The sequence below is a fragment of the Pseudomonas capeferrum genome, from assembly GCF_013523055.1.
GTDB lineage: Bacteria > Pseudomonadota > Gammaproteobacteria > Pseudomonadales > Pseudomonadaceae > Aquipseudomonas > Aquipseudomonas capeferrum_A.
In genome coordinates, this window is record NZ_JAAMQM010000026.1 from 14,777 (window position 1) to 29,602 (window position 14,826).

The following is a 14,826-nucleotide window of genomic DNA, read 5'->3' on the forward strand; positions in this document are numbered from 1 at the left end:
GCTGTGTATATAGCGAGTTGCCCTGGCGCGATCTTCAACCCGTGGGTGGATTCGCAACAGGTGCGGTGTGGACATTTTGCCCTGCCCGCCTTTGCCCAACCCATGTTCTCCACCCGTCCCAGCGGCAAATTCCACCCTCAGGTTGAAGCTTTGGTACGCCATCGCCCTTTTAAATGGCCTCACCAACGACCTGTAGTCTGGCGGCAGCGGCTACAGGTCAACTTCCTCAGGAGCGGTAGCCATGAGCATCTTCAAGCCCTTCACCTTTGACACCGTCGCCTCCATCGTCGCCGAGTGGGGCGCCGCGCGCCGCCTGGGCGACCTGCTGGGCACCTGGACCGAACAGCGCAACCTGCTGATCGTCACCGACAAGTTCCTGCACACCGCCGGGCTGCTCGATCCGGCCAAGGCTTCGCTGCAGGCCGCCGGCTTCAGCATCAGCGTATTCGACGACGTGGTAGCCGACCCACCCGAAGCCGTGCTGCACGACTGCGTGGGCAAGGCCCGTGCGGCGGGCGTGAACCTGGTGCTGGGGCTGGGCGGTGGCTCGTCCATGGACATAGCCAAGCTCGCCGCCGTACTGATCCCGTCCAACCAGGCATTGTCCGAGCTGTACGGTATCGGCAAGGTCAAGGGCACGCGCCTGCCGCTGGTACAGATTCCCACCACCGCCGGTACCGGTTCGGAAGTGACCAACATCACCATCCTGACCACCGGCGAGACCACCAAGATGGGCGTGGTGGCCAACCAGCTGTATGCCGACAAGGTCATTCTCGATGCAGAACTGACCATCGGCCTGCCACCGCTGACCACCGCCGCGACCGGCATCGACGCCATGGTGCACGCCATCGAGGCCTACACCAGTCGCCACCGCAAGAACCCGGTTTCAGACGCCCTGGCCCGCGAAGCCCTGCGGTTGCTGGCGGGCAATCTGATCGCCGCCTGCGAGAACGGCAAGAACCGCCTGGCCCGCGAGGCCATGCTGCTGGGCGCCACCCTCGCCGGCCAGGCGTTCGCCAACGCCCCAGTAGCGGCGGTGCACGCCCTGGCTTACCCGCTGGGCGGCCACTATCACATCCCCCATGGCCTCTCCAATGCCCTGATGCTGGGTCCGGTGCTGCGCTTCAACCTCAGCGCCGCCGCACCGCTCTACGCCGAGCTTGGCGACGTGCTGCTGGGCGCCAGCAACGCCACGGTCACCAACCGTGCCACCCGTTTCGTGGAGTACATGGAGGAGCTGATGAATGCCTCCGGCGCACCCCGCCGCCTGCGTGACGTGCAGGTAACCGAGGACAGCCTGGCGCTGCTGGCCAGCGATGCCATGAAGCAGGAACGCCTGCTGCAGAACAACCCCGTCGAGGTGCGCGAAGCCGACGCCCTGGCCCTGTACAAAAAAGCCTTCTAACAAGGAATCAGCGCATGTCCACTGCACAGAACACCTACGATATCGTCATTCTAGGCGCCGGCTTCGGCGGCCTGGGCATGGGGGCCCAGCTCAAGCGCCAGGGCATCGACAACTTCATCATCCTGGAACGGGGCTCACGCATCGGCGGCGTCTGGCGCGACAACGCCTACCCCGGTGCGGCCTGCGATACCGAATCGCACCTGTACTGCTACAGCTTTCACCCGCACCTGCGGGTGAGCAAGATGTACGCCGACCGCGACGAACTGCTGCGCTACATGGACTCCCTGGCCGAGCGCTATGACCTGATGCCGCACATCCAGCTCGACAGCGAGCTGAGCCAGGCGCGCTGGGACGAGCAGGCCAACACCTGGGCATTCGAACTGGCCGACGGCAGGCATTTGCAGGGGCGCTTCTTCGTGCCGGCCTGGGGCCAACTAAACAAACCCGCGATCCCGGCCTTCAAGGGCCTAGACAGCTTTGCCGGGCGCTACTTCCATTCCGCCCAATGGCCGGCGGACGTGGACCTGGCTGGCAAGAAGGTCGCCAGCATCGGCGCCGCCGCCAGCGCCGTGCAGTACGTACCGGAAGTGGCCCGCCAGGCCCGGCACCTGACCGTGTTCCAGCGCAGCGCCAACTGGATCATGCCGCGCAACCAGATCGTATTCACACAAGAGCAATTGGATGCCTACACGGCCGCCCCCGAGCTGTTCGAAGAAAGCCGCCGCACCTTGCACGCCTTCCGCGAGAACGGCTTCGCCCGCACCCGCCACGGCACCGACGCGCAACAGGAAGGCATCGCCATGGCCACTGGGCACCTGGCCGCGCAGGTACCGGACGAAGCACTGCGCGCCAAGCTGACCCCAGACTACGAGTTCGCCTGCAAGCGCATCCTGCGCTCCGACGACTATTACCCCACCCTGATGCGCGACAACGTCAGCCTGGAAACCGCCGCGGTCGACCATTTCGTACCCCAGGGCATCGTTGACAAGAACGGCACGCTGCATGAACTGGACGCCGTGATCTTCGGCACCGGCTTTGAAAGCCAGGCCTTCCACGGCGACCTGCAGGTGACCGGTATCGGTGGCCAGACCCTGCACCAGCAATGGGCCCAAGGCGCCGAGGCCTACCTAGGCATGAGCGTGCCGGGCTTCCCCAACCTGTTCATGATCTACGGCCCCAACACCAACCTGAACCACAACTCGATCATCACCATGCTGGAAATCCAGCAACGCTACATTATCCAGGCCATTCAAGGTCTGGACAAACACCCGCGCGTCGCCGTGGACGTCAGGGTCGATACCTTCAACGCCTACAATGACGCCCTGCAGACCAACATGCAGTCCTCGGCCTTCTCGTCGGACTGCTCCAGCTGGTACAAGAACGCGGCGGGCAAGGTGATCAACAACTGGTCGGGCACCGTGGACGAATACAAGGCGCTGGCGGCGGACTGGAAGGTCAATGACTACCACCTGCTGCAGGCGGAGGCGGTACAGTGAGCGGCGACGCCATGACCGGGATCGTGCCGCTGGACGAGGTCGCCGCCGATGCGGTCGACCTGGTCCGGGCGTTTCGGGCCAGCGGCGAGGTATCCTTTCAGGACGTGCCGCTGGCGGTCGGTCGTGCCAACTACCTCAAGGCCTGCGCCGCCAACGGGCTAGCCGCGGAAGCGGTGGCCGAGACCCGCACGTTGGGTTACCCGGTGGCTGGCGGCACAGCCGCCCTGCGTGTATACCGCCCTGCCAGTACGCCAGAGCAGGCAGTGACGCCGCTGATGGTGTTCATCCATGGCGGCGGCTGGGTGATCGGCGACCTGGACAGCCACGACAGCCTGTGCCGTTCGCTGGCCAACCAGAGCGCCGCCACGGTGATCGCCGTGCAGTACCGGTTGGCACCGGAGCACCGCTTCCCGGGGCCTTTGGAAGACTGTGCGGCGGCCTTGCAATACATCGCCAGCCACGCCGAACAGCTGAAGGTAGACCCGGGCCGCACGATCCTTGCCGGTGACAGCGCGGGCGGCAACATGGCCACGGTGCTGGCCAACGACCCGGCCAGCCAGGACCTGGGCTTGCGCATCAGCGGGCAGGTGTTGTTCTACCCGGTCACCGACCTGACCATCAGCCAGCCCTCGTACCAGCGCATTACCCGGGGCTTTCCCCTGACGGCGGCTTCCATGCACTGGTTCCGGGAGCAGTACACCGGACCGCTGGAAGACTGGCGTGATGAGCGGCTGTCGCCCCTGCTGCACGCCGAAGGTCGGCGGCAACCGCCGCTGTTCATCCTGACCGTGGGGCATGATCCGTTGGCGGATGAAGGCATTGCCTATGCGGGTGCGGCCGCCCGGGCGGGAACACACGTGGAGCATGTGCATTTGCCTGCCCATGCTCACGGCCTGCTGACCAGCGCCGGAAAGATCGAGACCGGACGGCGGGTGTTGGCCCAAGCGGCGCAATTCGCCGCACGGGCATTGGCCTGACGGCTGTGGCCGCTGCCGCCTGACGGCGGCTACAGGGCCTGCGCCATCTCCTTGCGGCGCGTCGCACCCACCCCCACCAGCCCCAGCAGGGGCGCCAGCAGAAACACCAACGGCAGGTGGTTCACCCACCACAGGTCACTGCCGGTCATCACGCCATAGTTGTCGATCATCAACCCAAAGGCCACCAGCATGCTGATGCCGCCCAGCAAGGGTGCCAGAGCCGTGCTCCATGCTGAATCCTCAGGGCGATTGAGGCGGAAATACCGCAGCACGGCGAAACTGGTCAGCGCCTGCAACAGCACGATCCCCAGCACGCCCATGCCAAACAGCGCCACGCCCATCTGCAGATAAGGGTGCTGGCCTGCCGCGACGAAAGCCACCGTGACCAGCGCCAGCAGACCCAACTGCCCCACCGTGCCATTGAATGGCGAATGGTGCTTGGCCTGGGTCTTGCCCAGCCAGGCGGGCAGGATGCCGCTGCGAGCCAGAGAAAAGTGGTAGCGCGCGGTGCTCATGTGCAACGCCAGGAAGCCGGCGAACAGGCTGGTGATCACCAGCACCTGCATGATCTGCGTGGCCAGGGTGCCCATGTACTGGGTGTTGATCACGAACAGGTAGGAGGACGGATCGGCGGCCGCCGCAGCCTTGGCCTGGTCCACGCCCACGGCCGAGACCATGGCCCAGGTGGTGGTCAGGTAGAACACCGCGATCAAGCCGATAGCGATGTAGGTGGCCCGCGACACGCTGCGTCGTGCGTCCCGTGCCTCTTCACCGTAGATCACCGTAGCCTCGAAACCGATGAAGGAACCCAGCCCCAGGATCAGGCTCAGTCCTGCGCCACTGCCCAGCACGATATGCGGGTCGAACACGCTCAGGGAAAAGCCTTGGAAGCCCTTGTTCCACAGTACCGCGAAGTCAAAGGCGAACAGGCTGATCACCTCCAGCAGCAGCACCACGGCCAGTACCTTGGCGCTGGCACTGACGTCGAAATAGCCCAGCACCAGGGTAGCGACAAACCACAACAGGCCAAACCACTGCCAGGCGATGTCGATATCGGTGAGGTCCTTGAACACCAGGCTGCTGAAGAACGACAGACTGCCAAAGGTACCGATGGTGATGGCGTTGTAGGTCAGTACCGCCAGCCAGGCGGCCATGCGCCCTGCCCGCGCGCCAAAGCCGGCGGCGATGTAGGCGTAGAAGGCACCGGCATTGGTGATGCGCTGGCTCATTTTGAGGTAGCCGACGGCGAATACGGAAAAGATCAGCGCCGCGACGATGTAGGTGCCCGGCGTACCGGCGCCGGTTCCCAGGGCGATGGACAGCGTGGTCAGCGAGACGACGATGCCCATGGGAGCAACTGCGGCGAGCACCAGCAGCACCAGGTCCCTGGTGCCCAGGGTGTCGCGCTTGAGGGAATGGGAAACGGGTTGGGGCATGGTCCTGACCTCGAAATTATCCATGATCGAAGCGCAGGCTAAAGGCCCGGCCAGGCACCGGACAGGTTGCCAATGGCCAATTTCAATGGCCCTGGGTGACCGCTGTCCCTTTCTAACCTGTTTTCGCCCGCGGCCGGTTCATAGACTGATCTGGACACCAATAAATCGAGGGCCTTGCCCTTATTCACGACCGATAACGCCGATGGAGGCGATTCAATGCGATTTCACAACAAAATAGCCATTGTCACCGGTTCGAGTTCAGGCAACGGTCGCGCCATTGCCCTGGCCCTGGCCGCCGAAGGCGCCCACCTGGTGTGTTCTGACCTCTCCAAGAGCGCTCGCCCTGAAGGTTTCGAGAAAGACCTGCACATCGATACCGACGACCTGATCTGCCAAAACGGCGGCGAAGCCATCTTCGTCAAGGCCGATGTGTCGCGCTACGCCGACATGGACAACCTGGTCCAGGAAGCCGTGAAGCGCTTCGGCCGCCTGGACATCATGATCAACAACGCCGGCGTGGCGGTGGAGCTCAAGACCATCGTCGAGGAAACCGAGGCCGACTATGACCTGACCATGAACGTCAACACCAAGGGCACCTGGCTGGGCTGCAAGTTCGCCATTACCCAAATGATGAAGCAGGAGATAAGCGCCACCGGCACCCGCGGCAAGATCGTCAACATCTCGTCCATCGGTGGCCTGGTGGGCCTGGCCCAGGAAGCGTCTTACTGCGCCTCCAAGGGCGCGGTGAACAACCTCACCCGGCAACTGGCCGTGGACTTCGCCCAGCACAAGATCAACGTCAATGCCGTGTGCCCCGGTTTCCTGGCCACGGCCATGGTGCGCCAGGAGCTGGACAACCCCGAGATCAAGACTCTGCTCGAAGACCTGACCCCGTGGCCGCGCATCGGCAATGTCGATGACGTGGCCAAGGCGGTGACCTTCCTGGCCTCGGAAGACGCCCAGTGGATGACCGGCTCGCTGCTGACGGTGGATGGCGCCTACACCGCGCAATAAGTCGCATCATGAAAAGGGGGGAATGCCCACAAGGCATTCCCCCCTTTTTTATCACGACTCACCGCACTCTGTAGTCGCTACCGCCAGGCTACAGAGTGCGCGATGTACGGTTCAGGTTACGCTTCGGCGACGGCGGCCTTGGCAGCGCGCTCAGTGGCGGCGATAAAACCGTCCACCTCGGCTTCGGTCATCACGGTGGACAGGAACGCCTTGCCGGTCTTGGCAATGTGGTAGCCCTCCAGCACCAGGTTGCGCTGCAGTTTGCTCACCCACTTCATCTCCGCCTTGCTAGAGTAGCCAGAGCGGTAGTCGTGGATCTCGCGCTGGTGGCCGAATACCATGAACATCGACGAGAAACCCGTGACCTGGCCAGGGAAGCCGGCGTTGGCAAACGCCTGGGTCACGCCGGCGCGCAGGCGGTCGCCCAGCACGTCCATGCGGTCGGACTCGGCCTGGGTGTACAGATCCAGCGCGATCTTGCCGGCGGTCATGGTAATAGGGTTGGCGGTAAACGTACCGCTCCAAGGCAGCAGCGGCTTGCCTTCACGGTGGTCGAACACCTGCATGAACTTGCGCGAGCCAGCCACCGCGCCTACCGGAAAGCCGCCGCCGATGATCTTCGCCAGCACGGTCAGGTCCGGCTTGATGTTGAAGCGCGTCTGGGCGCCGCCACTGTGCACACGGAAGGTGATCACCTCGTCAAGGATGAACACGGCGCCGATCTCGGTGGCAACCCGGCGGATCATGCCAATGAATTCCTCGGTCACCGGCACGAAGCCGAAATAGCTCGGCGCCGGATCAATCAGGATCGCGGCAATAGCATCGCGGTTGGCCCGAATGATGCGTTCGGCGGCCGCCACGTCGTTGTACGGGATCACCACCACGTCGTTCTTGACGCCCTCGGGCACGCCTTTGGAGTAGCCCGTGGAGGTCGGATCATCGCCCCAGTTGTCCGGCGAGGAGTCTAGGCTCACTTCGGCGTAGTCGTAGGAACCGTGGTACACGCCTTCGCATTTGACGATCTTCGAACGCCCGGTAAGGGCACGCGCGGCCTTGATGGCGCACATCACGGCTTCTGTACCGGAGTTGGAGAAGCGTATCCACTCAAAGCTCTCGGCGCGGGCGCAGATGGTCTCGGCCAGCACCACTTCCGGTTCGGTAGGCAGCGTGAACGCCGTGCCCTTGGTCACTTGTTCCTGGATCGCGGCAACGATAGCCGGGTGCGCATGGCCATGGATCAGCGAGGCAAAATTGTTGAGCAGGTCCAGGCGACGGGTACCGTCGACGTCGGTGACGTAGGCGCCCGAGCCGCTGCCGGCGTAGACTGGGAACGGTTCCTGCCATGGCAGGATGCGGGTGATGCCACCGGGCATGACCTTGCTTGCGCGATCGTACAAGGCTTTGGATTGGCTGTGGTTTTCGGGCCATTTCGCAGACATGGTGTTTCCTTCAAGACAATAGGCGGAAATCAGAGGTGACGCTTGAACCATTCGACGGCAGCGGTGCTAGAGGCCTCGAACTCACTCAGGTAGGGGTCGAAGTGGCCGCAGTTTAGCAGCACCAGATGTTTGGGCTGCAAAGCCTGTTCATAGGCCCGGAGGGCCGCGTCCGGCACGGTGACGGTGTCTTTTTGGGCGACGATGATCTGCAGCGGCGTGGGGCTGATGCGGTCCACAGCATAACCGGGCTCGTACTCGTTGAGCATCTCGATGCTCTTGAGCGTGACCTCGTTGCGCCAGGCCGGGGCGACGCTGCGCTGGCTACCGACGAAGAAGTCGTAACAATCCTGACCGGGCAGCGCGCAGTCGGATTTCGGGTCTTCGTTGACCACTTCCATCAACAGCGGGTGATCGCCGGCATACCGGGCTGTGCGATCGGCCTCGAAGGCTTCGATCAGGCCTGGCATCAGGTCCGGGCGCACCGCCATGCGCACGTCAGCCGAGCCGCTGATGGCGGGTACCTGGGACGACACACATTTCACCCGACGGTCGAAGGCCGCCACCTGCAGCACGTGGCCGCCGCTGTAGCTGGAGCCCCAGATGCCAATGCGCGAGGCGTCGATGTTGTCGAGGCTGCTCACATAGGTGATTGCGTCGCGATAATCGCGCACCTGCAGCAGGGGGTCAGCTTCCTGACGCGGCTGCCCTTCGCTGGCGCCAAAGTTGCGGTTGTCGTACACCAGCACGGCAAAACCCTGGCCAGCGAACACCTCGGCGTAGCGGTCCAGGTACTGCTCCTTCACCGCGGTGAAGCCGTGGGCCATGACAATGGCCGGATGGCGGTCAGCGCCGCTTTGCGGGGTGAACAGCCAACCCTTCAAGGTCAGGCCATCGGTGGTCTTGAAGCTGATGTCGGTACGCATAACGTCTCCTGCCAAGCCAGATTCCTGCCGCACATGCGGCGCTCGGGCAGATAGTGGCTGGGCGCCGGGGACGCGGACAGGTGCATGGTGGCCAAACTCCTGTGGTTGGAAGCCACGTCTAGGATTGGCCACAAAAGAATGGGTAGTTGGCCGCCGTCCACCTGTTTATCACCACGGCCACTACCTAACATCTAGTCATGCTCCACACCCCTACCAGGAGCACAGTTCTGCCTCTATCGACCGGAGAAGACCATGTCAGCTACTGAAGTCCAGGCACCTGCCAAAATGCGCGAAGTCCCGAGTGGAACTGCCCCCGAGATTGTCAAACGCATCATCGATGAAGACGGTGGCGTGATCATCAAGGGCCTGTTCAAAGGACAGGTCGACCGCTTCAACGCTGACATGGAGCCGATCGTTGCGGGCTGGGCCGCAGGCTACGACGGGCCGGACTGGATGGCTGAATTCGCTGGCAAGAAAACCAAGCGAATCACCCAGCTGATTCGCCGCAGCAAGACGTTCCGCGAAGAAATGCTGGACCATGAGGTCATGCTCTCGTACATCGATACCTTGATGCTGGAAACCAGCGACGCCTACTGGATGAACGCTGCGCAGATCATCGAGATCCAGCCAGGCGAGAAGGCGCAGTTCCTGCACCGCGACCTGGAAAATTACCCGGTGTTTCGCAACTACGGCCCGTCGGGCCCGGAGGTGATGTGCAACTGCATCATCGCCATCTCCGACTACACCGAGGAAATGGGCGCCACCCGCGTGATCCCCGGCAGTCACAAATGGCCTGACTACAATGATCGCGAGCGCATGAACAACACTCCGAGCATTGCCGCGGTGATGGAAAAGGGCGACGCCATGATTTTCTCCGGCAAGGTGGTTCATGGTGGCGGTGCCAACGTCTCCAACCGCCCGCGTCGCGCGCTGACCCTGGCCTTCTGCCCGGGCTGGCTGGTGCCTGAGGAAGCCTACCCGTTTGCCGTCCCCATGGAGATGGCTCGCACGTTGAGCAAGCGCGCCCAGCAAATGATTGGCTTCCGCTCGATGCACAACCAGAAACTGGGCGGCGGCACCTTGTGGAGCCTGGACTACGTTGAGCTGGCCAAAGTGCTTGAGCTCGACAACTGACCTGTAGCCGCTGCCGTCAGGCTGCGCTGGCCATCCGCGCCGCCCCCTTCGCGGGCAAGCTTTGCTCCACAAGGCGGCAGCGGCTGCACACTCTAGGACTTCCTGTATGCCGCCAAACCCGCTGGCTCAAAAAGACATCGACTACCACCTTCACTCCTACACCGACGCCCGTGCCCACCAGCAAGAAGGCCCGTTGATAATCGAGCGCGGCGACGGCGTGTTCGTCATCGACGACCAGGGCAACCGTTATCTTGAAGCCATGGCCGGGCTGTGGAGCACCGCCTTGGGTTTCAGCGAACAGCGCCTGGTGAACGCGGCCCACCGCCAGTTGCAGACCCTGCCTTTCTACCACACGTTCAGCCACAAATCGCACCCTGCCAGCATCGCCCTGGCCGAGAAGCTGATTGACCTGGCGCCAGTGCCCATGAGCAAGGTGTACTTCACCAACTCCGGCTCCGAAGCCAACGACGTGCTGGTCAAGCTGGTGTGGTACCGCAACAACGCCATCGGCCAGCCACTGCGCAAGAAATTCATCAGCCGCCAGGGCGCTTACCATGGCGTCACAGGCCTCAGCGCCAGCCTCACCGGCCTTGCCTCGGTGCACCAGGGTTTCGACCTGCCCCTGCCCGGCTTCCTTCACGTCAGCACCCCGCACTTCTACCGCCATGGGCTGCCCGGTGAGACCGAGGAGCAGTTCGCCGACCGCATGGCCGACGAGCTTGAGGCGCTGATCAACAGGGAAGGCGCCCACACCATCGCCGCCTTCGTCGCCGAACCCTTGATGGGCGCCGGTGGCGTGATCGTGCCGCCCGCAACTTATTGGCAAAAGATCCAGCGGGTGTGCCGTCGCCATGCCGTGCTGATCATCGCCGACGAGGTGATCTGCGGCTTCGGCCGCACCGGCAAGCTGTTCGGCTGCGAAACCTTTGGCATCGTGCCGGACGCCATGGTGCTGTCCAAGCAGCTGTCCTCGTCCTACCAGCCCATCGCCGCCGTGCTGATCAACGACATTCTCTACCAGGGCATCGCCGACCAGAGCCATGCGCTGGGCGCGCTGGGTACCGGCTTTACCGGCAGCGGTCATCCGGTGGCCACAGCCGTGGCACTGGAAAACGTACGCATAATCGAGTCGGATAGGTTGGTGGAGCACGCCGCACGCATGGGCACTTTGCTGCACGAAGGCCTAGCCCCCCTCAAGGCGCACCCGCTGGTGGGGGAAGTACGCGGTTGCGGGCTGATCGCCGGGGTGGAACTGGTTGCGGATAAGGCCAACAAGGCGCCTTTCGAATCCGTGGGGAAAATGGGCAAATGGTTCACCGCCCAGGCCCACGCCAACGGCCTGATCGTGCGCCCAATCGGCGACACCATCGCGCTGTGCCCGCCATTGATCATCACCGAAAACGAAATCACTCTGTTGCTGGAGCGCTTTACGCTGACCCTGGAGCAGACCTACGCCAGGCTAAACCGGTAGCCGCTGCCGAAGGCTGTGCTGGAGATCTTGAGCGGGGTCGAGGGCCAGCCTTCTGGTTATCGTTTTTAAGCTTTCGTTACATGAGGCCTTCGGCGCTCACCGTTCTTCGTCGGACAGGCCACCATGCGCGAGGATATCGTGCACTACATTGCCCGCCATTCGAGCGGCTGCCGCAGTTGCTTGATGGCCTGAAGGCATTCGAACTGGCAACACGAGGTGTCGAACCGCTGGTTCGAGCAGCGGCGCTGGCCTTCGCTTTCGTGTATATCCACCGCACCCGCTTGTCCTGCGTCTGCGCGCCAACGGCTTGCCATTGCTTTTTCGTTCAGCGCCACAGCAATGCAGCAACCGCCAGTCTCCTCGCCGGAACGAAGGCCCGAGGTGAAGCTCCAAAAACCAAGCGCAGCAAAAACGCTGGCCTAGGAGGGCTCCATGAAAACAGATACCCAGTTTCAAACCGCGATGGGTGAGGACGATCCAGTCCCTGCCTCCCCGGATCCTCTATCACCAGGTCGTACGGACCTGAACCCGAGTGATCGGCCAGGGGTAGATGAGCTACCCGATAATGAGGGCGCCATTCCCTTGGACGAGGATGACGACGCGCTTGCTCAAGAAGAAATGACGGATGTGGATGTCGATAACGCCGAATTTGACGACCAGCCAAATCCTCGTTGATGACATCGATGGCAGGCGACTCGGAGCGAATCGGAGTCGCCTCTCCCTTGCGCGATATCCACGGTCCCGGAACGCAGCACGCATGGGAGATGCTCAACGCTTTCAGCGGACAAGCGCTGAAACGCTGTAGCGACCTGGCGCAGAATGCCAATACGCCGATTTCCACGAGACGCCATTGACGCTGTAAAGCCAATACGTTCAGGCCTTCAGCGACTCAGGGTCAAACCCCAGGCGTCTATCAAAAAAATACTTCTTCAGCATCACGCATGAATATCTCGATCGTTTTCGGGCCAATCCCTTCAAAGGCTCCAAGACGCTTTTCGAAGTCTGCCCTGCTTTCGCTGGCTTTGCGAATATTCGCAACCTGCCCTGCATATTCATCGTTCAGTTTCTTGCTCAACTTCACCAAGCGCTCGGCAGTGGATTCGTCATAGCGGGCGTAGCCGGCCTCTCCAAGCATTTTCACCAGTTCTCCATGCGTGCAAGCCGCCAGTTTACGAGGCGTGTCACGCGTATGCTTTTCGACGATCACCCTGTAGGCGTCAGCAGCAATTTCCGAGCGGATTCGCTTACCCATCAAAAAGCTGGCGATGAACCATTTGAACAAAGAATGCTCATCGTCTTTAACCAAGTGAATATTCAGATTCGCAGCACTGATGCTCTTGCTCACGACTCACCTCCGGTTGGCAAAGCAAATGCCTTTCACAGTCCTCTGATAGAGAAACGAGGGCGCAGATGCCTGGCAAATCACCATACGCTTGATCAAGACGAGCCGTGGCCGTTGCCCTGCAAGCTCGTCGAACTGTCCCGTGCGGGTGTATCAACCGTGCTTGCGCAATGCCTCGACCAGTTGTGCCTTGGTCATCGTAGAACGGCCCTTGATATCCTTGCTGCGAGCTTCTTTCATGAGGCTTTCCTTGGTCTGTGTCTCCAATGATTCCCCTGACGTGCGTGAGTGCCCTTCACGCGTCTTGGCAGCACGCTTGCTGGAGTCGGAGCGCGCGGACTTCTTCTCGCTCGAAGAGGTTTTCTTGCCCGAGCCTCCGGATTTTTCGCCGCCGCCGGACTGCTTGTTGACAGTGGCCCAAGCACGGGACTCGGCTTCGTCCTTGGACACGCCCTTGTGCTCGTAGCTTTCCTCGATGTGCTCCGCTTTGCGTTTTTGCTCGTTGGTGTATTGGTCCTTGCTTCCACGTGGCATGACATTGACTCCTGCTTGGCCTGTATTGACTGTTGAGAAGTCACACAAGATGGGAGTGCCGGAAAAGGGACGAACGGTTGCTCACATGCGGATTCATTCAAGGCAACCACTGGTCCCGATACAGGAACGCGCTGCCCCCGTGCAACGTGTGTGGTGATATCGAGACCCTGCCGCCGAGAGGGAGGTCACATCGGGATGGTCGCTCATGAACGCACCGAAGACAGATCCGCAAGGCTTCACCCCTGAAGAAATCCGTTCGCTGCTGCGACAATATGCCGAGCCGCTGCCCGCCGCGAGGAAGCGGTGGGCTGAGTGCATAACTCGCGCATAGGTGACTGGGATGAGTCGAGCGCTTGGACTATCCCTCTTTCTTCCCTGCCTCCAGAAACTGGATCGTCACCCCTGACAGTGCACGTGCGCCCACGACTAGCGCCTTTTCATCCACGAAGAACTGAGGATTATGGTTAGGCGCGGCGGTCGCCGGATCTTGACCATCCGGCGTTACTCCAAGGAAGAAATAGAGCCCAGGCACTTGTCGGGCGAAAAAGGAGAAGTCCTCGGAGGCCCCGATCAACGGGGTAGTAGCTACCTTGCCAGAGGCGGCTCGGGCAAGCACGGGCGCCATCTGCGTTGCAAGCCTTTCGTCGTTCATCGTGGTGCTGTAAGCCGGGACCACCGATACTTCGGCCTTTGCCCCCGCGCTTTCAGCGACCTTCTCTGCAGTGAGTTTCACGTCGCGCCCCACCTGCGCGCGCACCTTCTCGTCATAGGTACGAATGGTGCCGGCCATGTGTACCTGCTCCGGGACAATATTGGGGGCGCTGCCGCCCTGTATCATGCCAACGGTGACCACCGCTGGTGATTGGGTCAGATTGGTCCGGCGGCTCACCACAGTCTGCAGGCCAGTGATCACTTGGGCTGCGGTCACTACCGGGTCGACGGTGTTCCAGGGCATTCCGCCATGGCCCTGCTTGCCAGTGACGGTGATCTGCAGATCATCGCTGCTGGCAGTGGTCGCGCCGGTCCGCCAGCTGAGTTCCCCTGAGAGTCCGGGCATGACGTGCACAGCGAAGATCGCATCGGGCTCAAGTTCGTGGAACACTCCCTCTTGCAGCATCAGCTGCGCGCCCCAGAGTTTGTTCTGGCCGGGCATGACCTGGCTCGAGCCCTCTTCCGAAGGCTGGAAGATGAACATTACCTTGCCAGGCAGTTCCTCGCGCATACCGGCCAGCACCTCGGCCGTGGCCATCAGCATGGCGGTGTGAGCATCGTGGCCGCACGCATGCATGACATCTACCTCTTTGCCCTGATAGATGCTGCGGGCCTTGGAGGCGAACGACAGGTCCTCCGGTTCCTTGACTGGCAGGGCATCCATGTCGGCGCGCAAGGCCACAGTAGGTCCGGGCTTACCGCCTTCCAGAATGCCCACCACGCCAGTGCGGGCAATGCCGGTGTGGACCTTGAGGCCGAGCTTGCGCAGGTGATCTGCAACCAGGGTGGAAGTTCGTGTCTCCTGATCGCCAAGCTCTGGATGCTGGTGAATATCGCGGCGCCAGTCAATCAGCTTTCGCTCGATGGCGGTGGCGCGGCTAAATGCCTGCTTTTCGAGAGCGCTGGATTCTGCGAAAGCATTACCCAAAACCCCCATTACCAGG

13 protein-coding genes and 1 pseudogene are annotated in these 14,826 nt (G+C 62.1%); 8 read left to right on the plus strand and 6 right to left on the minus strand.

All coding sequences use genetic code 11. The annotated features are described in order from the left end of the window. The first annotated feature begins 241 nt into the window (after positions 1-241). The 3 genes from G7009_RS23975 to G7009_RS23985 are packed head-to-tail and all read left to right on the plus strand — an operon-like array spanning position 242 to position 3,878. Positions 242-1,405 carry an iron-containing alcohol dehydrogenase gene (locus tag G7009_RS23975; RefSeq protein ID WP_181132514.1) on the plus strand — a complete coding sequence of 388 codons (1,164 nt, stop codon included), beginning with the start codon at positions 242-244 and terminating at the stop codon, positions 1,403-1,405. Between the two features lie 14 nt (positions 1,406-1,419). After that, a complete protein-coding gene (locus tag G7009_RS23980; RefSeq protein WP_181132515.1) occupies positions 1,420-2,901 on the plus strand; it encodes a flavin-containing monooxygenase in 1,482 nt (493 codons plus the stop codon). Beyond that, positions 2,898-3,878 (plus strand): alpha/beta hydrolase, encoded by a 981-nt coding sequence (locus tag G7009_RS23985; protein WP_219856744.1) that lies wholly within the window; start codon positions 2,898-2,900, stop codon positions 3,876-3,878. Before G7009_RS23980 ends, G7009_RS23985 begins: the two co-directional genes overlap by 4 nt. Before the next feature lie 29 nt (positions 3,879-3,907). On the opposite strand, the gene G7009_RS23990 is transcribed toward G7009_RS23985, so the two are convergent. Beyond that, on the minus strand, positions 3,908-5,314 hold the full coding sequence (locus G7009_RS23990; protein ID WP_181132516.1) for an APC family permease: 1,407 nt from the start codon (positions 5,312-5,314) through the stop codon (positions 3,908-3,910). Between the two features lie 216 nt (positions 5,315-5,530). Between G7009_RS23990 and G7009_RS23995 the strand changes: the two genes are divergently transcribed. Continuing rightward, positions 5,531-6,328, plus strand: a complete 798-nt coding sequence (locus tag G7009_RS23995; RefSeq protein WP_181132517.1) for an SDR family NAD(P)-dependent oxidoreductase — start codon at positions 5,531-5,533, stop codon at positions 6,326-6,328. Between the two features lie 116 nt (positions 6,329-6,444). Here G7009_RS23995 and G7009_RS24000 read toward each other — a convergent pair whose 3' ends face one another. After that, positions 6,445-7,767 (minus strand): aspartate aminotransferase family protein, encoded by a 1,323-nt coding sequence (locus G7009_RS24000; RefSeq protein WP_181132518.1) that lies wholly within the window; start codon positions 7,765-7,767, stop codon positions 6,445-6,447. A gap of 29 nt (positions 7,768-7,796) precedes the next feature. Beyond that, entirely contained in the window at positions 7,797-8,690 is an 894-nt protein-coding gene (locus tag G7009_RS24005) for an alpha/beta hydrolase (RefSeq protein ID WP_181132519.1), read from the minus strand. A gap of 252 nt (positions 8,691-8,942) precedes the next feature. On the opposite strand from G7009_RS24005, the gene G7009_RS24010 reads away from it, so the two are divergent. The 4 genes and pseudogenes from G7009_RS24010 to G7009_RS24020 all read left to right on the plus strand — a co-directional run bounded on the left by G7009_RS24010 (position 8,943) and on the right by G7009_RS24020 (position 11,970). Further along, a complete protein-coding gene (locus tag G7009_RS24010; protein WP_181132520.1) occupies positions 8,943-9,824 on the plus strand; it encodes a phytanoyl-CoA dioxygenase family protein in 882 nt (293 codons plus the stop codon). A gap of 106 nt (positions 9,825-9,930) precedes the next feature. Further along, complete coding sequence (locus G7009_RS24015) at positions 9,931-11,295, plus strand: aspartate aminotransferase family protein (protein WP_181132521.1); 1,365 nt, start codon at positions 9,931-9,933, stop codon at positions 11,293-11,295. 84 nt (positions 11,296-11,379) lie between these two features. Further along, positions 11,380-11,576, plus strand: a pseudogene (locus G7009_RS27915) (Fic family protein); the annotation flags it as partial. Positions 11,577-11,727: 151 nt separating this feature from the next. Continuing rightward, a complete protein-coding gene (locus G7009_RS24020) occupies positions 11,728-11,970 on the plus strand; it encodes a hypothetical protein (RefSeq protein ID WP_181132522.1) in 243 nt (80 codons plus the stop codon). A 238-nt stretch (positions 11,971-12,208) separates the two neighbouring features. Here G7009_RS24020 and G7009_RS24025 read toward each other — a convergent pair whose 3' ends face one another. The 3 genes from G7009_RS24025 to G7009_RS24035 form a co-directional block, all read right to left on the minus strand. Then, positions 12,209-12,640 (minus strand): DNA methylase, encoded by a 432-nt coding sequence (locus G7009_RS24025; RefSeq protein WP_181132523.1) that lies wholly within the window; start codon positions 12,638-12,640, stop codon positions 12,209-12,211. Between the two features lie 150 nt (positions 12,641-12,790). Further along, complete coding sequence (locus tag G7009_RS24030; RefSeq protein WP_181132524.1) at positions 12,791-13,171, minus strand: termination factor Rho; 381 nt, start codon at positions 13,169-13,171, stop codon at positions 12,791-12,793. A gap of 358 nt (positions 13,172-13,529) precedes the next feature. Then, on the minus strand, positions 13,530-14,819 hold the full coding sequence (locus G7009_RS24035) for an amidohydrolase (protein ID WP_181132573.1): 1,290 nt from the start codon (positions 14,817-14,819) through the stop codon (positions 13,530-13,532). Positions 14,820-14,826: the final 7 nt, after the last annotated feature.

Excerpts from the sequence above, each read along its gene's own strand:
- G7009_RS24015 (WP_181132521.1), top strand. The coding sequence starts at position 9,931 with ATGCCGCCAAACCCGCTGGCTCAAAAAGACATCGACTACCACCTTCAC.
- G7009_RS24035 (WP_181132573.1), bottom strand. The coding sequence starts at position 14,819 with ATGGGGGTTTTGGGTAATGCTTTCGCAGAATCCAGCGCTCTCGAAAAG.
- G7009_RS24005 (WP_181132519.1), bottom strand. The coding sequence starts at position 8,690 with ATGCGTACCGACATCAGCTTCAAGACCACCGATGGCCTGACCTTGAAG.
- G7009_RS23980 (WP_181132515.1), top strand. The coding sequence starts at position 1,420 with ATGTCCACTGCACAGAACACCTACGATATCGTCATTCTAGGCGCCGGC.
- G7009_RS23975 (WP_181132514.1), top strand. The coding sequence starts at position 242 with ATGAGCATCTTCAAGCCCTTCACCTTTGACACCGTCGCCTCCATCGTC.
- G7009_RS24020 (WP_181132522.1), top strand. The coding sequence starts at position 11,728 with ATGAAAACAGATACCCAGTTTCAAACCGCGATGGGTGAGGACGATCCA.
- G7009_RS23990 (WP_181132516.1), bottom strand. The coding sequence starts at position 5,314 with ATGCCCCAACCCGTTTCCCATTCCCTCAAGCGCGACACCCTGGGCACC.
- G7009_RS24030 (WP_181132524.1), bottom strand. The coding sequence starts at position 13,171 with ATGCCACGTGGAAGCAAGGACCAATACACCAACGAGCAAAAACGCAAA.
- G7009_RS23995 (WP_181132517.1), top strand. The coding sequence starts at position 5,531 with ATGCGATTTCACAACAAAATAGCCATTGTCACCGGTTCGAGTTCAGGC.
- G7009_RS24010 (WP_181132520.1), top strand. The coding sequence starts at position 8,943 with ATGTCAGCTACTGAAGTCCAGGCACCTGCCAAAATGCGCGAAGTCCCG.
- G7009_RS24000 (WP_181132518.1), bottom strand. The coding sequence starts at position 7,767 with ATGTCTGCGAAATGGCCCGAAAACCACAGCCAATCCAAAGCCTTGTAC.